The sequence below is a fragment of the Paraburkholderia sp. IW21 genome, from assembly GCF_041321145.1.
Taxonomy (GTDB): domain Bacteria; phylum Pseudomonadota; class Gammaproteobacteria; order Burkholderiales; family Burkholderiaceae; genus Paraburkholderia.
This window is the reverse complement of sequence record NZ_JBGGWA010000010.1, coordinates 104,039-122,505: the sequence shown is the minus strand read 5'-3', so window position 1 is coordinate 122,505 and position 18,467 is coordinate 104,039. Positions and strand designations below refer to the sequence as shown.

At 59.8% G+C, this 18,467-nt stretch carries 16 protein-coding genes; 1 reads left to right on the top strand and 15 read right to left on the bottom strand.

Annotation, left to right across the window (positions count from 1 at the left end):
* Nucleotides 1–361: 361 nt before the first annotated feature.
* A complete protein-coding gene (hemE, locus tag ACAX43_RS23100; RefSeq protein WP_370710728.1) occupies nucleotides 362–1,462 on the bottom strand; it encodes a uroporphyrinogen decarboxylase in 1,101 nt (366 codons plus the stop codon).
* Between the two features lie 218 nt (nucleotides 1,463–1,680).
* Between hemE and ACAX43_RS23095 the strand changes: the two genes are divergently transcribed.
* Nucleotides 1,681–2,478 carry a transporter substrate-binding domain-containing protein gene (locus ACAX43_RS23095; RefSeq protein WP_370710727.1) on the top strand — a complete coding sequence of 266 codons (798 nt, stop codon included), beginning with the start codon at nucleotides 1,681–1,683 and terminating at the stop codon, nucleotides 2,476–2,478.
* An 883-nt stretch (nucleotides 2,479–3,361) separates the two neighbouring features.
* Here the strand turns inward: ACAX43_RS23095 and ACAX43_RS23090 are convergent.
* The 14 genes from ACAX43_RS23090 to mnmG form a co-directional block, all read right to left on the bottom strand.
* Nucleotides 3,362–5,092: an AMP-binding protein gene (locus ACAX43_RS23090; protein WP_370710726.1), complete on the bottom strand. Its 1,731-nt coding sequence runs from the start codon at nucleotides 5,090–5,092 to the stop codon at nucleotides 3,362–3,364.
* A 231-nt stretch (nucleotides 5,093–5,323) separates the two neighbouring features.
* Nucleotides 5,324–5,749: a F0F1 ATP synthase subunit epsilon gene (locus tag ACAX43_RS23085; RefSeq protein WP_012434800.1), complete on the bottom strand. Its 426-nt coding sequence runs from the start codon at nucleotides 5,747–5,749 to the stop codon at nucleotides 5,324–5,326.
* Nucleotides 5,750–5,961: 212 nt separating this feature from the next.
* Nucleotides 5,962–7,356: a F0F1 ATP synthase subunit beta gene (gene atpD / locus ACAX43_RS23080; RefSeq protein WP_074281813.1), complete on the bottom strand. Its 1,395-nt coding sequence runs from the start codon at nucleotides 7,354–7,356 to the stop codon at nucleotides 5,962–5,964.
* Between the two features lie 115 nt (nucleotides 7,357–7,471).
* On the bottom strand, nucleotides 7,472–8,356 hold the full coding sequence (atpG, locus tag ACAX43_RS23075; RefSeq protein WP_115781412.1) for a F0F1 ATP synthase subunit gamma: 885 nt from the start codon (nucleotides 8,354–8,356) through the stop codon (nucleotides 7,472–7,474).
* A 139-nt stretch (nucleotides 8,357–8,495) separates the two neighbouring features.
* Nucleotides 8,496–10,037 carry a F0F1 ATP synthase subunit alpha gene (gene atpA / locus ACAX43_RS23070; RefSeq protein ID WP_370710725.1) on the bottom strand — a complete coding sequence of 514 codons (1,542 nt, stop codon included), beginning with the start codon at nucleotides 10,035–10,037 and terminating at the stop codon, nucleotides 8,496–8,498.
* 59 nt (nucleotides 10,038–10,096) lie between these two features.
* Entirely contained in the window at nucleotides 10,097–10,636 is a 540-nt protein-coding gene (locus ACAX43_RS23065; RefSeq protein WP_370710724.1) for a F0F1 ATP synthase subunit delta, read from the bottom strand.
* Nucleotides 10,637–10,638: 2 nt separating this feature from the next.
* Nucleotides 10,639–11,109: a F0F1 ATP synthase subunit B gene (locus tag ACAX43_RS23060; RefSeq protein WP_370710723.1), complete on the bottom strand. Its 471-nt coding sequence runs from the start codon at nucleotides 11,107–11,109 to the stop codon at nucleotides 10,639–10,641.
* 138 nt (nucleotides 11,110–11,247) lie between these two features.
* Entirely contained in the window at nucleotides 11,248–11,517 is a 270-nt protein-coding gene (gene atpE / locus ACAX43_RS23055) for a F0F1 ATP synthase subunit C (RefSeq protein WP_007180033.1), read from the bottom strand.
* A gap of 82 nt (nucleotides 11,518–11,599) precedes the next feature.
* Complete coding sequence (atpB, locus tag ACAX43_RS23050; protein WP_370710722.1) at nucleotides 11,600–12,451, bottom strand: F0F1 ATP synthase subunit A; 852 nt, start codon at nucleotides 12,449–12,451, stop codon at nucleotides 11,600–11,602.
* Between the two features lie 161 nt (nucleotides 12,452–12,612).
* Nucleotides 12,613–13,158, bottom strand: coding sequence for an ATP synthase subunit I (locus ACAX43_RS23045; protein WP_370710721.1), 546 nt, complete (start codon nucleotides 13,156–13,158; stop codon nucleotides 12,613–12,615).
* 775 nt (nucleotides 13,159–13,933) lie between these two features.
* Entirely contained in the window at nucleotides 13,934–14,821 is an 888-nt protein-coding gene (locus tag ACAX43_RS23040; protein WP_370710720.1) for a ParB/RepB/Spo0J family partition protein, read from the bottom strand.
* Nucleotides 14,822–14,839: 18 nt separating this feature from the next.
* Nucleotides 14,840–15,631 carry a ParA family protein gene (locus tag ACAX43_RS23035; RefSeq protein ID WP_370710719.1) on the bottom strand — a complete coding sequence of 264 codons (792 nt, stop codon included), beginning with the start codon at nucleotides 15,629–15,631 and terminating at the stop codon, nucleotides 14,840–14,842.
* A 79-nt stretch (nucleotides 15,632–15,710) separates the two neighbouring features.
* Nucleotides 15,711–16,394 carry a 16S rRNA (guanine(527)-N(7))-methyltransferase RsmG gene (rsmG, locus tag ACAX43_RS23030; RefSeq protein ID WP_370710718.1) on the bottom strand — a complete coding sequence of 228 codons (684 nt, stop codon included), beginning with the start codon at nucleotides 16,392–16,394 and terminating at the stop codon, nucleotides 15,711–15,713.
* Nucleotides 16,391–18,349 carry a tRNA uridine-5-carboxymethylaminomethyl(34) synthesis enzyme MnmG gene (gene mnmG / locus ACAX43_RS23025; RefSeq protein WP_370710717.1) on the bottom strand — a complete coding sequence of 653 codons (1,959 nt, stop codon included), beginning with the start codon at nucleotides 18,347–18,349 and terminating at the stop codon, nucleotides 16,391–16,393. Before mnmG ends, rsmG begins: the two co-directional genes overlap by 4 nt.
* Between the last annotated feature and the right edge of the window lie 118 nt (nucleotides 18,350–18,467).

The window sequence follows — 18,467 nt, the reverse complement described above, 5'->3', positions numbered from 1 at the left end:
GCGCTAAGTTTTGGATTCGGCTGAACAATTGCAATCGGTCCGCTTGCCTGTGGATAACTTTGTTGAGAACTTCGCCCAGAAGGGCCAGGAACCGCGCCGCAGCGGCCTTCTGTGGGATTCCGCACATTGTGTTGTGAAACCGTGAAACCCTTGCCAGACAAGGCTTAGATCAAATGCGCCTGCACTGTGCGCGGGCCGGGACAAGGCGAAAGCTTCTACCGCGCCGCAGCGTGATGAATGTGCATAAGTCAAGTCTTGACTTTCGTGAGAGCGCCATCTGACGGCCCCCTCACTGCAAAATTCACCTTAGAGCGAGAGCCCAGTTCGTTGCACCGCCGCAAAAACGGCAACGATTACGGCGTCACACTGGTGCATGCGTGCCGCTGCGAATCGCGCGGCTATGACGGTGCACCTCGTCCACCAGTTCGGCGACGTGCTCCGGCGGCGTGAACTGCGAAATGCCGTGGCCAAGATTGAAAACATGGCCCGGATGATTGCCGAAGCTGTCGAGCACGGCGCGCGCTTCCATGCGGATTGCAGCCGGCGGAGCGAACAACACCGAGGGATCAATATTGCCTTGCAGCGCCACCTTGCCGCCAACGCGCTCGCGCGCTTGGCTCAGATTCACGGTCCAGTCGAGACCGACCGCGTCCACGCCAATCTCGGCAATCTCGTCGAGCCACAGGCCGCCGCCCTTCGTAAAGGTGATCACCGGTACTTTTTCACCGTCGTGATCGCGCTTCAACTGGCTCACGACCTGCTGGATGTAATGCAGCGAGAAGCGTTGGTAGACGCCGTCTGCCAACGCCCCACCCCACGTGTCGAAAATCATTACGGCTTGTGCACCCGCTTCGATCTGCGCGTTCAGATACGCCGCGACCGACTTCGCATTGACGTCGAGAATGCGGTGCATCAGATCCGGACGCGCATACAGCATCGACTTGACGGTGCGGAAATCCGCCGAGCCGCCGCCTTCGACCATATAGCACGCCAAGGTCCACGGGCTGCCGGAAAAACCGATCAGCGGCACGCGTTGACGGCCTTGCGCGTCGGTAAGCGCGGTGCGGATTTCGCGCACCGCGTCGGTCACGTAGCGCAGCGTGGCGTCGATATCCGGCACCGCGAGGCGCGTCACGTCATCTTCCGTGCGCACCGGCCGGGCGAATTTCGGACCCTCGCCGGCGACGAATTCCAAGCCGAGACCCATGGCGTCCGGCACCGTCAGAATGTCGGAGAACAGAATCGCGGCGTCGAGCGGATAACGCTCGAGCGGCTGCAGCGTGACTTCCGTTGCGTAAGCCGGATTCTTGGCCAGACCAAGAAAACTGCCCGCGCGACCCCGCGTGGCGTTGTACTCCGGCAGATAGCGGCCAGCCTGCCGCATCAGCCAGATCGGCGTGTAGTCGGTCGGCTGGCGCAGCAGCGCGCGCAGGAAAGTGTCGTTCAGGAGTTTATGGGCCACGTTGCGTACGACTGAGGGCAAAGGAGCATTTTACCGGACCCGGCTCGCCGCATCGCGCTTGATGCGGGCAATAACTGTCACGAGCCTTGCGTGCGGACGGCTTTTGTTCTGCCTTCCGCAGCGCCATGACTTAGCTGAACGGCTAATGTTCAAGCGGGAATTGCCGGGCTATCATCCGACGGCTTTATCAAACAATTACGCGCAACCCAGGAGACTCGATGAACAAGGCAGCACTCGCACTGCTCGGCGTTTTGGCCGGAATTTTGATGCATACAGGCGCCGTCCAGGCGCAGACGAGCGCCACCGCCGCGCCGCCCTCGCGGCTCGACGAAATTCTCGCGCGCGGCACGCTGCGCGCCTGTACGACCGGCGACTACAAACCGTACTCGTTCTACAAAACGGACGGCCAGTTCGAAGGCATCGATATCGATATGAGCGAATCGCTCGCCAAATCACTCGGCGTGAAGGCGGAATTCGTCAAAACGTCATGGCCGAATCTGATGAACGACTTCGTTGCGAAATGCGACATCGGCGTGGGCGGGGTATCGCCGACGCTCGAACGACAGAAGCGTGCGTTTTTCACGCAGGCTTACATGGTCGACGGAAAGACGCCGATCGTTCGGTGCGACGACGTCAACAAATATCAAACGGTGGCGCAGATCGACCAGCCGGCTACGCGAGTAATTGTCAATCCGGGTGGCACCAATGAGCGTTTCGCGAAGCAATATTTCCCGCATGCGAACCTCGCCGTCTATCCGGACAACGTGACGATCTTCAAACAGATCCTTGCCGGGAAAGCCGATGTGATGGTGACGGATGCGTCGGAGACGTTGTTGCAGCAAAAGCTGAATCCGGGTCTTTGCTCGGTGCACCCGGACAAGCCCTTCCAGTATGGCGAGAAGGCCTGGCTGCTGCCGCGCGGCGATGTGGCGTTCCAGCAGTACGTGGACCAGTGGCTGCACCTGGCACGGGCAACCGGTGAGTATCAGGCGATCTCGGATAAGTGGCTGAAGTGAGGGGCCGCGCTGTTTGGCCGCCTGGTTCCCTCTCGACCGGAAAAGCAGGCGGTTTGACTGGCAATAGCATTAATAGATTCGCATCCTGGCACAATCGTGTAACCGGGCGCCAAGGTGTTAAGCAAAAACCGAACAATGCGCTTAGGGAGAGTTCAAGCGAATCCACCCTCTGCGCACCTTTCATCCCTGAGTGAAAATGTCGCGATGCAACACGCTGCTCGATTGCACACCGATGGTTTTGCTGCAGCCGGAAAAGCGCCCATAGCAGGCGGATTGCTTCCAAAAAAGATGTGCATGCAACCATTTCATGCGAAATTGACTGAACGGATTACGCCGCAGCGTGCGTCGCAAATAACACCAATCATGTGTATGAAATTGCCAGCCCGGCATAGGCAAAAATTACCTTTAAACCGTTTCAGCCGAGTAATAGAGCCCGCAATGCCTTATCTGGCGGGCGTTACAACCTGAAACACTTTGTTACCGCGCTGGTAAGTTAATTCGCCCACAATGCCCTCAACGGTTTCAACACGGATGTGGCTGGGTGCGTGGTGTGAGCGGATACGATGCACTTGCCGGTCGGCCTATGCCGAAGCCCTGTGAAGGGGCATCCCTGCTGGGACCGTCGTCGACGAAGAGTTGTCATTTCAGTCGGTTCCAACTTTGGTCTCCTCGCGCTAACCCCGTAGCGTGTGGTTTTTAGCGGGCTCCAGGCCCGCTTTTTTTTCGTCTGTCAAACGTTTGCCCGCTTTGGGCGGGTCGATGTTGCGGTTGATCCAGCCGCGCTGGTTCTTCGCTTATTGGCTCATTTCAACGCACGGTTTTCCCCACAAAATGTTTGGCCAGCGCCGCGAGAGTCTTCGCCCGGCGCCGAACCAGCGGGCCGTCAAGCCGTCTTGTCTTCACTCACCTTCAACTCGCTGATCATCCGTTCGCGCATGATGAATTTCTGCACCTTGCCGGTCACCGTCATAGGCAGTTCGTCGACGAAACGAATGTACTTCGGCACCTTGTAGTGCGCGATCTGCCCTTGGCAGAACTGCTGGATTTCCTCAGCCGTGGCCTGCTCTCCTGAGCGCAATACGATCCAGGCACACACTTCCTCGCCGTACTTCGCGTCGGGCACGCCAAACACCTGCACGCTCTGGATCTTCGGGTGACGGAAAAGAAACTCTTCGATCTCGCGCGGGTAGATGTTTTCGCCGCCGCGAATCAGCATGTCCTTCAGGCGGCCGACGATGTTGCAGTAGCCTTCGGCATCGAGTGTCGCCAGATCCCCGGTATGCATCCAACCGTCGACGATGCTTTCCCGAGTCTTCGCTTCGTCGCCCCAGTAGCCTTGCATCACCGAATAACCTTTGGTGCACAGTTCGCCCGTTTCACCCACCGGCACGATTTCGCCGAGCGGATCCACGATCTTCACTTCCAGATGCGGCTGGATACGGCCGACCGTCGTGGTGCGCTTGTCGAGCGGGTCGGTGGTCGAACTCTGGAACGACACCGGACTCGTTTCCGTCATGCCGTAGGCGATGGTGATCTCGTTCAGATGCATCTTCGAGACGACTTTCTTCATCGTTTCGATCGGGCAAGGCGAACCGGCCATGATGCCGGTGCGCAGACGCGAGAAGTCGTAGGTGGCGAAGTTCGGGTGATCGAGTTCGGCGATGAACATGGTCGGCACGCCGTGCAACGCGGTGCATTGCTCTTCGGAGACGGCAGCCAGGGTCGCAACCGGATCGAAGCCCTCGCCCGGGAACACCATATTCGCGCCGACCGATACGCACGCCAGCACTGACAGCACCATGCCGAAGCAGTGATAGAGCGGGACGGGAATGCATAGGCCGTCCTGCTCGGTTAGACGCATCGCCATCGCGATATAGCGCGCGTTGTTGACGACGTTGCTATGGGTCAGCGTCGCACCCTTCGGATTGCCCGTCGTGCCGCTGGTGAATTGGATGTTGATCGGTTCGTGGCAGGACAGGTTCGCACCGATCGCGTCGAGTCTCGCGACGTCGAGCGTCGCGCGGCCCTGCTCGATCACGTCGGAGAAGGTCAGCATGCCGGGCGTTTCCGTGTCGCACATTCGGATCACGTAGCGTAGGTCAGGCAAGCGAGCGGCGTGCAACTCGCCCGGCGCCTGCGTCGCAAGTTCCGGTGCTAGTTCTTGCAGCATCTCGAGGTACATCGACGTCTTGAAACGCTCAGCGGCGATGATCGCCTTGCAGCCGACCTTGTTCAGTGCGTACTCGAGTTCCGCGAGCCGATAAGCTGGGTTGATATTGACGAGCACGGCGCCGATGCGCGCGGTCGCGAACTGCGTAAGCAGCCATTCCACCCGGTTCGGCGACCAGATGCCGACACGGTCGCCCTTCACGATGCCGAGCGCGAGGAGTCCGGACGCCAGCACGTCGACCTCTTCCGCAAACTCCTTCCACGTCCAGCGGATGCCTTGCTCACGAAATACCACGGCCGGTCGATCAGGAAAGCGCTCCGCCGTGTCACGCAGAAACTCCCCGACCGGTGCTTCGCTCAACGGGATCTCGGTCGACCCGCGAACGTAAGACAGGCCGTCTTGGGGTTCGATAAGTGCGCCTTCGCCCGACACGTGCGTTGCCATGGTGTTGTCTCCGTGAGCGGAAGCTCGCCCTATTGAAATGAATTTGAAACCGATTGTGCCACCGGCGTATGTCCATACGGCATCAAGTCTTACCCGCAGCGAATGGGCGGCTGCGGCGACGGATTACCGGTCGCTCCGAACACTCAATTTTGCTGACCTTTCCGTAAACGTCAAGTAGAGGTCAAAAAAAAGCAGCCACGAAGGCTGCTTTCTCTCTCTGATACGTATTGCTTAGTTCTGACCGCGCAGCTTGCGCAGGCGCTGGATCGCAGCGAGCTGAGCCGTCGCGTACGCCAGTTCCGCTTGCGCGGTGGCGTATTCGAGGTTCGAACCCGTGTTCTGCAGCGCTTCTTCCGCGCGCTTGCGGGCATCTTCAGCCTTGGCTTCGTCGAGATCCTTGCCGCGGATCGCCGTGTCGGCGAGAACCGTCACAGCGCCCGGCTGGATTTCGAGAATGCCGCCGGCGACGAACACAAACTCTTCTTCGCCGTTTTCGGCTTCGATGCGCACCGCACCCGGACGAATCCGCGTGATGAGCGGTGTGTGGCCCGGCAGAATGCCGAGTTCACCCGCTTCGCCCGGCAGCGCGACGAACTTCGCCTGGCCCGAGAAGATCTGCTCTTCCGCGCTGACGACGTCTACCTTGATTGTTGCCATAAGTGTCGACTCCTGTAGACGAGAGTTAGCGCTTTAGCGCTTATGTCGACCGCAGTTAGTGCTTTAGCACTTACTGCGGTCCCATGCAGCGCTAGCGCGCCTCGTCCCATGCAAGGCTGGGTTGAGCGTAGTAAGAGGCGCCGTTTTCGCGAAACGCTACCGTTTGGGTAGTATTTCGGCGCGAGCGGCGCCCGCTTCGTTACACCCGACCGTTACTGGATCTTCTTGGCCTTTTCGAAGGCTTCGTCGATCGTGCCGACCATGTAGAACGCTTGTTCCGGCAGGTGGTCACACTCGCCTTCCACGATCATCTTGAAGCCACGGATCGTTTCCTTCAGCGGCACGTACTTGCCCGGCGAGCCTGTGAACACTTCAGCGACGTGGAACGGCTGCGACAGGAAACGTTGAATCTTACGAGCGCGCGCCACGGCGAGCTTATCTTCCGGCGCCAACTCGTCCATGCCCAGAATCGCGATAATGTCGCGCAATTCCTTGTAGCGCTGCAGCGTTTGCTGCACGCCGCGCGTGATCGCGTAGTGCTCTTCGCCGATCACGTTCGGGTCGATCTGACGCGAGGTCGAATCGAGCGGGTCCACTGCCGGGTAGATACCCAGCGAAGCGATGTCACGCGACAACACGACCGTTGCGTCCAGGTGGCCGAAAGTCGTAGCCGGCGACGGGTCGGTCAAGTCATCCGCAGGGACGTACACAGCCTGCACCGACGTAATCGAGCCGGTCTTGGTCGACGTAATACGCTCTTGCAGCTTACCCATTTCTTCAGCCAGCGTCGGCTGATAGCCCACTGCCGACGGCATACGGCCGAGCAGTGCCGACACTTCCGTGCCTGCCAGCGTGAAACGGTAGATGTTGTCGACGAAGAACAGCACGTCGAGGCCTTCGTCACGGAAGTGCTCAGCCATCGTCAGACCGGTCAGCGCGACGCGCAGACGGTTGCCCGGCGGCTCGTTCATCTGGCCGTACACCAGCGCGACCTTGTCGAGAACGTTCGAGTCCTTCATTTCGTGATAGAAGTCGTTCCCTTCGCGGGTACGCTCGCCAACACCGGCGAACACGGAGTAACCACCGTGCTCCTTAGCGATGTTGTTGATCAGTTCCATCATGTTCACGGTCTTGCCCACACCGGCGCCACCGAACAGGCCAACCTTACCGCCCTTGGCGAACGGGCAGATCAGGTCGATAACCTTGATGCCGGTTTCGAGCAGTTCCGTCGACGGCGACAGTTCGTCGAACGCCGGCGCCTTCTGGTGAATACCGCGAACCACGTCCGAGTTGATCGGGCCGGCTTCGTCGATCGGGCGACCCAGCACGTCCATGATCCGGCCGAGGGTCGGCTTGCCAACCGGCACGCTGATCGGCTTGCCGGTGTTCTTCACCGTCGTGCCGCGGCGCAGACCGTCCGATGCACCCAGACAGATGGTACGGACGACGCCGTCACCCAGCTGCTGCTGGACTTCGAGGGTCAGTTCTGAACCTTCGAGAATGAGCGCGTCGTAAATCTTCGGCATGTCCGAACGCGGGAATTCCACGTCGATCACCGCGCCGATGCACTGTACGATCTTGCCTTCTACCAAAGCAGTAGTACTCATCGCTTTTCCTTTAGATACTCAATTCTTCACTCGCGCAAAGGCGCAGTTTCGATGGGGTCGCCTAGACGGGTGCACCACGAGGGCGCACCCGTAGCGGCATGCTTGACCTTTATGGTCAGACTGCCGCTGCGCCACCGACGATTTCCGACAGTTCTTTCGTGATCGCAGCCTGACGGCTCTTGTTGTACACGAGCTGCAGTTCATTGATGACCGTCTTCGCGTTGTCCGAAGCGGCCTTCATCGCAACCATCCGTGCCGATTGCTCCGATGCCATGTTTTCCGCGACGGCCTGATAGACCAGCGCTTCGACATAACGCACCAGCAGTTCGTCCACCACTGCCTGCGCATCAGGCTCGTAGATGTAGTCCCACTGCGTGCTCGGCGTCGTGCCGTCTTCGTCCTTGCGCTCGAACTGATCTGCCGACAGCGGCAGCAGTTGCTCGATCACCGGCTCCTGCTTCATCGTGTTGACGAAGCGCGTGTACGCCAGGTACACCGCCGAAACCTTGCCTTCCGAGTACAGGTCGAGCTGCACCTTAACCGCGCCGATCAGCTTTTCCAGATGCGGCGTGTCGCCCAGATGCACGACATTCGACACCACCTTGGCGCGCAGACGGTTCAGGAAACCCAGGCCCTTCGTGCCGATCGCAGTTGCTTCGATCGTCTTGCCCTGGCCTTCCAGCTCCTTGAACTTCTGCAGCGATGCACGCAGCACGTTGGTGTTCATCCCGCCGCACAGACCTTTATCAGTCGTGACGAGGATGATGCCGGCCGTCTTCGCGCCTTCGTTCGACACCATGAACGGGTGGCGATACTCCGGGTTCGCACGGCTCATGTGCGCAGCGATATCGCGGACCTTGTCGGCATACGGGCGAGCGGCGCGCATGCGCTCCTGAGCGCGGCGCATCTTCGATGCGGCCACCATCTCCATCGCTTTCGTGATCTTGCGCGTGTTTTGCACGCTCTTGATCTTGCCGCGAATTTCCTTCATTCCAGCCATTGCTTGCTCCTTGTCGGCCCGAGTTAACGCTTGAGCGCTCACTTGGGTCCCATGCAAAGCGATCGAGGCAGCGCGGGTTCAGTTGCCTGCGGCCCGCGCCGCTTCAAGGTACTTTTATGCCTTGCGGATCATTCGCAGATCAATAAGCGCCGGACTTCTTGAAGTCTTTGAGAGCCGTATGCAGCAAGCCTTCGTCGTCCTTCGAGAGTTCCTTGGTATCTTCGATGCGCTTGACCAGATCAGCGTGGCTCGACTTCAGGTACTCGCGCAGGCCCTTTTCGAACGGCAGCACTTGCGAGACTTCCAGATCGTCGAGGTAACCGTTGTTCGCGGCGAACAGCGCGATTGCCAGTTCCCACACTTGCAGCGGTTGATACTGCGGCTGCTTCAGCAGTTCCGTCACGCGGCGGCCGCGCTCCAGCTGCTTGCGGGTGGCTTCGTCGAGGTCCGATGCGAACTGCGCGAACGCAGCCAACTCACGGTACTGCGCGAGGTCGGTACGGATACCGCCCGACAGCTTCTTCACGACCTTGGTTTGAGCCGCACCGCCAACGCGCGACACCGACACGCCGGCGTTAATTGCCGGGCGGATACCTGCGTTGAAAAGGTCGGTTTCCAGGAAGATCTGGCCGTCGGTAATCGAGATCACGTTCGTCGGAACGAATGCGGTCACGTCGCCTGCTTGCGTTTCAATGACCGGGAGTGCCGTCAGCGAACCGCTCTTGCCCTTCACTTCGCCGTTTGTGAACTTCTCGACGTACTCTTCCGAGACGCGAGCAGCACGTTCCAGCAAACGCGAGTGCAGATAGAACACGTCGCCCGGGTAAGCTTCACGGCCCGGCGGGCGGCGCAGCAGCAGCGAGATCTGACGGTATGCCCAAGCTTGCTTGGTCAGATCGTCATAAACGATCAGCGCATCTTGACCGCGGTCGCGGAAGTACTCGCCCATCGTGCAACCGGCGTACGGTGCGAGGTATTGCATCGCAGCCGATTCCGAAGCCGAAGCGGCCACGACGATCGTGTATTCCAGCGCGCCGGTTTCTTCCAGCTTGCGCACCACGTTCATGATCGACGAAGCCTTCTGGCCGATCGCGACGTAGATACAGAAGAGGTTCTTGCCCTTCTGGTTGATGATCGCGTCGACTGCGACTGCGGTCTTGCCGCACTGGCGGTCGCCGATGATCAGCTCACGCTGGCCACGGCCAACCGGCACCATCGCGTCGATCGACTTCAGACCGGTTTGGACCGGTTCCGAAACCGACTTACGCCAGATCACGCCCGGAGCAATCTTTTCGATTGCGTCGGTTTTCTTCGCGTTGATCGGGCCCTTGCCGTCGATCGGGTTGCCGAGTGCGTCGACCACGCGGCCGAGCAGTTCCGGACCCACCGGCACTTCAAGAATGCGGCCTGTCGTCTTGACGACGTCGCCTTCCGAAATGTGTTCGTACTCACCCAGAATCACGGCGCCGACCGAGTCGCGCTCGAGGTTCAGCGCGAGCCCGAAGGTGTTGCCCGGGAATTCGAGCATTTCGCCCTGCATCACTTCCGACAGGCCGTGGATACGCACGATGCCGTCGGTCACGGAGATCACGGTGCCCTGGTTGCGAACGTCTGCGCTCGCTTCAAGGCCCTGGATCCTGCTCTTGATCAGCTCGCTGATCTCAGAGGGATTGAGTTGCATTATTCGCTCCTGATAGTCAATTCTGTTGCGTGCCAGCCGCTTCAGCGCTTGTGGGCGCTTCAGGCCGTCAGAGCCGTCTGCATGCTGGCAAGCCGCGCGCGGACCGAGGTATCGAGCACTTCGTCACCGACCGTCACGCGCACGCCGCCGATCAGCGACGAGTCGACTTCGACCGTCGGCTTCAGCTTGCGCTTGAATTTGCGTTCGAGACTTGCGACGAGGTCATTCAACTGCGCGCCGTCGAGCGGGAATGCGCTGACGATCAGCACATCGGCCGCTCCTTCGCGGGCGTTCTTCAACTCTTCGAACTGCACAGCGATTTCCGGCAACAGTTGCAGGCGATGGTTATCGACCAGCATTTGCACCAGATTCTTCGCTTGCGCGTTGTCCTTGAGCGGCGACTTGACCGCGGCCAGCAGCAGTTCGCTGACCTGGGCGCGGCTTACTTTCGGGCTCGAGGCGATCGACAGCACTTCGGGCAGACGCGCAACCTGTGCCAGCTCCTGCACGAGCGTGGACCAGGCGGCGGTGTCACCAGCTTCGGCCACGCCAAACAGCGCTTCTGCGTACGGACGGGCGATGGTTGCAAGTTCGGCCATGATCAGAGCTCGGCTTTCAGTTGATTCAGCAGGTCAGCGTGAGCTACCTGGTCGACTTCGCGCTTCAGGATCTGTTCAGCGCCCTTCACTGCGAGTGCAGCGACTTCGCCGCGCAGCGTTTCGCGCGCCTTCACGACTTGCTGGTCCGCGTCGGCCTTCGCTTGCGCGATGATGCGAGCGGCTTCAGCTTGTGCTTGAGCCTTGATTTCGTCAGCGACTGTCACAGCGCGCTTTTCTGCATCAGCAATACGTTGCTGACCGTCGTTGCGTGCCTGAGCCAGTTCCTGGTCGACGCGCTTGTGGGCAGCTTCGAGTTCCGCCTTGCCCTTTTCAGCGGCCGACAAACCGTCAGCGATCTTCTTCGAGCGCTCGTCGAGGGCGTTGATCAACGGCGGCCACACGAACTTCATCGTGAACCACGCGAGGATCAGGAACACGACCATTTGCGCAAACAGGGTTGCGTTGAGATTCACGGTGTTTCCTTAAACGTTGCTAGTTCGGAAAGTGAAACGGCAAGGCGCTCATCGATTCTGTATTCGATCAGCGCCCAAGTGCCCGTTCCGCCCTGCGCCTTTACCAGTTATAGCTCAGGCGCAAACTTCCGAGGAACCTCAGCCTGCCAGCTTCGACAGCAGCGGGTTCGCGAACGCAAACAGCATTGCCACACCAACGCCAATCAGGAACGCCGCATCGATCAGACCAGCCAGCAGGAACATCTTGGTTTGCAGCGGGTTCATCAGTTCCGGCTGGCGAGCACATGCTTCGATGTACTTGCCGCCCATCAGGCCGATACCGATACAGGCGCCGATTGCACCCAGGCCGATGATGATGCCGATACCGATGGCGGTCAGACCCTGGATGTTGGCGATGAAAGCTTGCATGATCACTCCTTTGTGAAAAGTCTTTTGGAACTGGGATTTAAAAAAACAAAACTAAAGCAATTCTTTTAATCGACGCACCACGTTAGTGGGTGTCGTGAGCCTGGCCGATGTACACCAGCGTCAGCATCATGAAAATGAACGCTTGCAGCAGAACGATCAGAATGTGGAAGATCGCCCACACCGTACCTGCGATCACGTGGCCGATGAAGCCGAGTACCGAGGCGTCCGCGCCGAAACCCCACATGCTGCCGAGCAGGGCAATCAGCAGGAACAGCAGTTCGCCGGCGTACATGTTGCCGAACAGCCGCATGCCGAGCGAAACCGTTTTCGCGACGAACTCGATGATGTTCAGTGCCAGGTTGGGAATCCACAGCAGCGGATGCGCACCGAACGGCGCGGACAGCAGTTCATGCACGAAGCCGCCGGCGCCCTTGATCTTGAAGTTGTAGTAAATCATCAGCGCGAACACGCCGAGCGCGATACCGAGCGTGCCGTTCAGGTCGGCGGTCGGCACGATGCGGTGATGGGGGATGACTTCCGACAGGCCCAGCCAGCCAATCACGCGGCCCGGCAGGTCGACGGGAATAAAGTCGAGCGAGTTCATCAGCGCGACCCAGACGAACACGGTCAATGCCAACGGTGCGATGAAGGTGCGCGAGCCGTGAATCATCGACTTCGATTGATCCTCGACCATTTCGACCAGCATTTCGATCGCGCACTGGAAACGGCCCGGCACGCCGGACGTTGCCTTGCGGGCGGCGAGATGCAGAATCAAGATGGTGGCCAGACCGCAAACGATCGACCAGAAAAGGGTGTCCAGATTCCACACGTGGATGTCGAAAATCGACGTCTGGTGCGCGGTGGAAAAGTTCTGCAAGTGGTGCGCGATGTACTCGGACGGATCCAGAGCGCGCGTGCCTTCGCTAGCTGCCATATCGTTAATGCCACCCAAATTGTCGAAAATCGTCTCGGGCCGCTCCCGCGGCAATTCTGTATTGCGGGAACACGCCGGGTGCGGATCGTGTCATATCCGCACTCCTGTTGCCGGCGCTGCGCGCCGGCCTGAATTTTGTGCTGCTATTCTCTTCTACTACTTTAGCGCCACGCTAGGGCGATCCAGTACGTCTTGAGCGCAATGAGGTAGGTCACGAGCAGCGGCACCCAGCGTACGTCGTGATACCAGAAGGCGATGGCTACAAACATCGCGATCGTCGTCCCCATCTTGAGCGCTTCGCCGATCATCCAGCTCATTACTGTTTCGGCGCCGCTCAGCGTTCTAAGGCGTGCCGCGAACAACGCACCCGGCACCCAGCAGATCGCGCCCCCCAGGAACGCGGACAGCGCAGCAGCGCCCGGCGGCTTGTAGAACAGCCACCACACCAGCGTAGCACCCAGGGACAAAACCATTTGCGCCGCCACGACCTTGAAAGGCGTAACACGCGATGGACGACTCACATTCGGACCAAACAGCTTTTCAGCCTCGGCCCGCGTGAGCGGAACGATATTGTTATCTTGTTGCTCGACATCCCACGCATCGTCAGTTGTAACGTGCTGACCGGTGGACGCAACGGAAGCGGTGCGTTCAACGCGGTGTTCGTCGTGCCCATTCTTTGGCGCTTGATTCGACGTTTTAACCGCCATCGCAGTGTTCCGAAAGTCTTGTTCCAGCCCGCGAGCTTACGCTGCGCTTACGGGGTTGCCGTGCAATTAAATCCGGGCGATTGTAAGCGATAGTTGCAGGCAATTCAAGACTTTAGGCCGTTCAATAACCAGTATGAAAACGGTCTTCACGATGCGGGAACGGGATCCTCGCCGGCCTAAGCACGGCAAATGTAAGGCGGTCGGGGTGTGGCAAACCATGCGCAGTGAATAGGGTGCATTTGCGCTCGTCCACACGTCGTTTCAACGCTGTGGCGGGCGTATCAAAAATGCAACAGACGCCGATTTTTGCCCACTTCTGTAGACACGCGGGATGGTGGCGGGTAAAGGCGAAACGGCGCTCGCATGCCGACGTCTGCCCTGCTCCGTCTGGCCCATCCACGCACGGCGAATGCCGCCTCATCGTGCGACCGGATTCGAAACCCAAAGCGGCGAAGTGTGCGGCGCCGCTGCCGCGGCATGGCAGTCCGCGCACGGCCAAATCAAGTCCCTCCACGCTACTGCAAGATAATCGGACACACCAATACTTCAGCAATCCTGATCATTAGATGCAAAGTTTATTTAGGAATACATCTGACACCAATGTGGCTAGCAGACCAATCCTGAAGATCGTCAGGCACGCGTTGAGCGCAATGCATACGAACACGGCACGCCAACACCGCTACCGGAAACGCGCAAAGTGCGCCGAACAGCCTGCTCGTGACATTAAGACAAGCCGCAAGCACGTCCAGCGCACTTCACGCTCAACTCGTCATGATCACACAATGGCATTACCACGCAACCGGATCAGAATGCCTTCCAGCGCGTCCAGATCACCGAAATCCACCAATACCTGGCCGCGGCCGCGTCGGCCGAGCTTGATCTTTACCGTTGCGGCGAGCAGATCGGACAACTCCTCTTCCAGCCGTCGCGTGTCGCGGCCGCCGTCCTGGTTCGCCCGCGCCTTCACCGTGGGCACAGCTTTCGTGGTGGTTGTCACCAGCTTTTCGGTTTCACGCACCGACATGCGCTTGTTCACGACCTGGTTGGCCAGCGTGATCTGCGTCGCGGCGTCGACGGCCAGCAGCGCGCGTGCATGCCCCATGTCGAGATCGCCGGCCAGCAACATCGTCTGCACCGGCGACGCCAGATTGAGCAAACGCAACAGGTTCGAGACAGCACTGCGCGAGCGGCCAACCGATTCGGCCGCCTGTTCGTGCGTGAAATTGAATTCGTCGAGCAAGCGCTGAATGCCCTGCGCTTCTTCCAACGGATTCAGATCCTCGCGCTGGATATTCTCAATCAGCGCCATCGCCGCAGCGGCCTGATCAGGCACGTCTCTCACCAACACCGGCACTTCATCGAGGCCCGCCAGGCGTGCCGCGCGGAAGCGCCGCTCGCCGGCGATAATTTCGTACTTGTCCGCCGAGACAGGCCGCACGAGGATCGGCTGCATCACGCCTTGGGTGCGGATGCTGGCTGCCAATTCCTGCAACGCGCCTTCGTCCATGCGCGTGCGCGGTTGGTACTTGCCGGCCTGCAGTTTGCTGAGCGGCAGCACATTCGGCGCACCTTCGATCACCACCGCCTCGGTGATATCCGCACTGCCACCTAACAATGCTTCCAGTCCGCGGCCCAATCCCTTCTTTCTTGCTACTGCATTCATCGTGGTTCCTCGATCCGCTTAGGACGCCTGGGGTGCGTCATTCAATGTGCTCACCCGCTCAATCATTTCTGCACCGAACTGCACGTACGCCTGCGCGCCGCGCGACGCCCTATCGAACACCACACCCGGCAACCCATAGCTAGGTGCCTCGGCAAGACGCACGTTGCGCGGGATAACCGTATCGAACACCTTGTCGCCGAAGTGCTCTTTCAGCTGATCCGAGACTTGCTGTTGCAATGTGATGCGCGGATCGAACATCACGCGGAGCAGGCCGATCACCTTCAGATCGCGATTCAGGTTCGCGTGCACCTGCTTGATCGTGTTGACGAGGTCGGACAGCCCCTCAAGCGCGAAGTATTCGCACTGCATCGGTATCACCACGCCATGCGCGGCGCACAGGCCGTTGAGCGTCAGCAGCGACAAAGCCGGCGGGCAGTCGATCAGCACGAAGTCGTACTCGCTCTCTACTGTCGCCAGCGCGATCTTCAATTGCCGCTCACGGTGTTGCACGCTGACCAATTCAACCTCGGCGCCGGCCAGTTCGCGATTCGCGGGCAGCACGTCGTAGCCAACGGCTTCCGGCCGTACCCGCGCATCCGCCACCAACACGCCATCCACGAGCACTTCGTAGACGGTGTTCGCGCAGGCGGCTTTGTCGATGCCGCTGCCCATCGTGGCGTTGCCCTGCGGGTCCAGATCGATGAGAAGGACTCGCTGTCCCTGCGCTGCCAAGCTCGCGGCCAGATTGACTGTCGTCGTCGTCTTGCCGACGCCGCCCTTCTGGTTCGCAACGCAGAAGATTTTTGCCATCGTTGGTGTGTCCCTTTTGCTGCCTGGATAAAGTGAAAAGCGCTTTGGTGTTCGGTGCGAATTAAGGCTATCGGCGCCGTCAAGTGCCGGTGTCTACCCGCACCTTGACGAGATGCCGCTCTGCGTCGAGCGACGGCACCTTTAGCCGAATGATCTGTTCCACGTGGGAGCCCGCCGGCAGGCGTTCGATCTCGCCGTCTGGGCGTACACCCTTCATCGCCCAGATCGCTCCCTGCTCCGCAACCAGATGACGGGCCAGTGTAACGAAATCCGCGAGTTCTGCGAATGCGCGCGAGACGATTACGTCGAACTTTGCCGGTACTTCGGCGCCCGGTTTCAGAGTTTCGACGCGGCCGGTCACGACCGACAAATTCGCCAGCCCGAGCTCGGCCTTGGCCTGGGCCTGAAAAGCCGTCTTTTTATGAACGATGTCATTCACGGTGACGGTCCAGTCGGGCAGGACAATGGCCAGCACGATACCTGGCAAACCGCCGCCGGAACCCACGTCCAGCATCGAGGATGCACCGCGCGTAGCGAGATGCGGCACGATCGAAAGCGAATCGAGAATGTGCTGAATGAGCATTTGTTTCGGATCGCGGATCGCCGTCAGGTTGTAGACGGCGTTCCACTTGGACAGGAGCGCGACGTAATCGAGCAGCTGTCCATGTTGTGCGTCGCTCAAATCGAGGTCGAGTTCGCGGACGCCGTCGGCTAGCAGAGGCGCCAATGCTTCTGTGCCACTCCCCTTCTGAGTTACCGTCATTGCGTCACCGGCGTGCTATCGGTGCCGGGTTCGGCCGGTTTCGTCGAACGACGCCCTAAACCACGCTTCAGGTGGACCATCAGCAAGGAGATCGCCGCCGGCGTAATGCCGGAGATGCGCGACGCCTGCCCAATGGTTTCGGGTCGGAATTGCGTCAGCTTCTGGCGCGCTTCGAACGACAGCCCTCTCACTTCGGCGTAGTCCAATCCTTCAGGCAGACGCGTGCTTTCGTGTGACTCGTTGCGCTCGATCTCATCGGCTTGGCGGTCGATGTAACCTTGGTACTTGATGCCGATCTCGATCTGCTCCTTGATCTGGGCGAGCAGTACTTCATCTTCGGCCAAGGTTTCAGGGGCGGCACACGCACCCTCACGCAGACTGCAGACGCCGTCGTATGTCACACCCGGCCGGCGCAGCAGATCCGCCAGGCTGTATTCGTGATCGATTGCCTTGCCCAGCAATGCCGTCGCTTCTTCAGCAGGTAACGTCTTAGGATTGACCCACGTCGTACGAAGGCGCTCTGTTTCACGTGAAACAGCGTCGCGCTTGCGACTGAATGCGTCCCAGCGGACATCGTCGACCACACCGAGTTCGCGGCCGGCCTCCGTCAGACGCATATCGGCGTTGTCTTCGCGCAGGCTAAGCCGGTACTCGGCGCGGCTGGTGAACATGCGATACGGCTCAGACACACCACGCGTCACCAGGTCGTCGACCAGGACTCCAAGGTACGCCTGATCGCGACGCGGGCACCACGCGTCCTTGCCCTGTACGTGCAAACCGGCGTTGATGCCCGCCAGCAAACCTTGCGCAGCCGCTTCTTCATAGCCGGTCGTGCCGTTGATCTGGCCGGCAAAGAACAGCCCGTTGATCACCTTGGTTTCAAGCGACGCCTTCAGCCCACGCGGATCAAAGTAGTCATATTCGATCGCATAGCCCGGCCGCAGGATATGGGCGTGCTCCAAGCCACGCATCGAGCGCACGAGCTCCAGTTGCACGTCGAACGGCAGGCTCGTGGAAATCCCGTTGGGATAAAACTCATTGGTCGTCAGCCCTTCCGGTTCGAGGAAGATCTGGTGAGATTCCTTCGACGCGAAGCGATGAATCTTATCTTCAATCGACGGGCAATAGCGCGGCCCCACCCCTTCGATCACGCCGGTATACATCGGCGACCGGTCGAGCCCGCCGCGAATAATGTCGTGCGTCCGCAGATTCGTATGCGTGACCCAGCACGGCACTTGCCGCGGATGCTGCTCGACGCGTCCGAGAAACGAGAAAACTGGCACCGGATCCAGATCGCCCGCCTGCTCTTCAAGCTTCGAGAAGTCGATCGTGCGACCGTCGATCCGCGGCGGCGTCCCGGTCTTGAGGCGACCTTGCGGCAGCTTCAATTCCTTGAGGCGCGCGGACAGCGACACCGCAGCCGGATCGCCGGCACGGCCACCGGTGTAATTGTTCAATCCCACGTGAATCTTGCCGTCCAGGAACGTTCCCGCTGTCAGCACGACCGCACGGGAGCGGAAACGAATTCCCACCTGCGTCACCGCGCCGACGACACGATCGCCCTCCACCATCAGATCATCGACCGCTTGCTGGAACAGCCACAGGTTCGGCTGATTTTCCAGCCGATGCCGGATCGCCTGCTTGTACAGCAGCCGGTCAGCCTGCGCGCGCGTCGCCCGAACGGCCGGCCCCTTCGACGAATTGAGGATGCGAAACTGGATCCCGCCCTCATCCGTCGCAGCGGCCATGGCCCCGCCGAGCGCATCGACTTCCTTAACCAGATGGCCTTTGCCAATCCCGCCGATGGACGGATTGCAGCTCATCTGACCGAGCGTCTCGATGTTGTGCGTCAGCAGGAGCGTCGTATTGCCCATGCGCGCCGAAGCCAAGGCGGCCTCGGTGCCGGCATGACCACCGCCGACGACGATTACGTCAAATTCTGTGGGAAAAAGCATCGTGGATCTCACGCCAGATCGTTGCGTGAGCCTTTCAAAGGAAATGTATGGGCGAATTATAACGGGTTCGGTTTAGGCCCGAATTTCAGCCGAATGGCCAGGCAACAAAAAAGCGATG

What these genes read in the sequence shown, in the direction of transcription:
- ACAX43_RS23095 (WP_370710727.1), top strand. Translation starts at nt 1,681, where the DNA reads ATGAACAAGGCAGCACTCGCACTGCTCGGCGTTTTGGCCGGAATTTTG.
- ACAX43_RS23090 (WP_370710726.1), bottom strand. Translation starts at nt 5,092, where the DNA reads ATGGCAACGCACGTGTCGGGCGAAGGCGCACTTATCGAACCCCAAGAC.
- ACAX43_RS23085 (WP_012434800.1), bottom strand. Translation starts at nt 5,749, where the DNA reads ATGGCAACAATCAAGGTAGACGTCGTCAGCGCGGAAGAGCAGATCTTC.
- atpD (WP_074281813.1), bottom strand. Translation starts at nt 7,356, where the DNA reads ATGAGTACTACTGCTTTGGTAGAAGGCAAGATCGTACAGTGCATCGGC.
- atpG (WP_115781412.1), bottom strand. Translation starts at nt 8,356, where the DNA reads ATGGCTGGAATGAAGGAAATTCGCGGCAAGATCAAGAGCGTGCAAAAC.
- atpA (WP_370710725.1), bottom strand. Translation starts at nt 10,037, where the DNA reads ATGCAACTCAATCCCTCTGAGATCAGCGAGCTGATCAAGAGCAGGATC.
- ACAX43_RS23065 (WP_370710724.1), bottom strand. Translation starts at nt 10,636, where the DNA reads ATGGCCGAACTTGCAACCATCGCCCGTCCGTACGCAGAAGCGCTGTTT.
- atpE (WP_007180033.1), bottom strand. Translation starts at nt 11,517, where the DNA reads ATGCAAGCTTTCATCGCCAACATCCAGGGTCTGACCGCCATCGGTATC.
- atpB (WP_370710722.1), bottom strand. Translation starts at nt 12,451, where the DNA reads ATGGCAGCTAGCGAAGGCACGCGCGCTCTGGATCCGTCCGAGTACATC.
- ACAX43_RS23045 (WP_370710721.1), bottom strand. Translation starts at nt 13,158, where the DNA reads ATGGCGGTTAAAACGTCGAATCAAGCGCCAAAGAATGGGCACGACGAA.
- ACAX43_RS23040 (WP_370710720.1), bottom strand. Translation starts at nt 14,821, where the DNA reads ATGAATGCAGTAGCAAGAAAGAAGGGATTGGGCCGCGGACTGGAAGCA.
- ACAX43_RS23035 (WP_370710719.1), bottom strand. Translation starts at nt 15,631, where the DNA reads ATGGCAAAAATCTTCTGCGTTGCGAACCAGAAGGGCGGCGTCGGCAAG.
- rsmG (WP_370710718.1), bottom strand. Translation starts at nt 16,394, where the DNA reads ATGACGGTAACTCAGAAGGGGAGTGGCACAGAAGCATTGGCGCCTCTG.
- mnmG (WP_370710717.1), bottom strand. Translation starts at nt 18,349, where the DNA reads ATGCTTTTTCCCACAGAATTTGACGTAATCGTCGTCGGCGGTGGTCAT.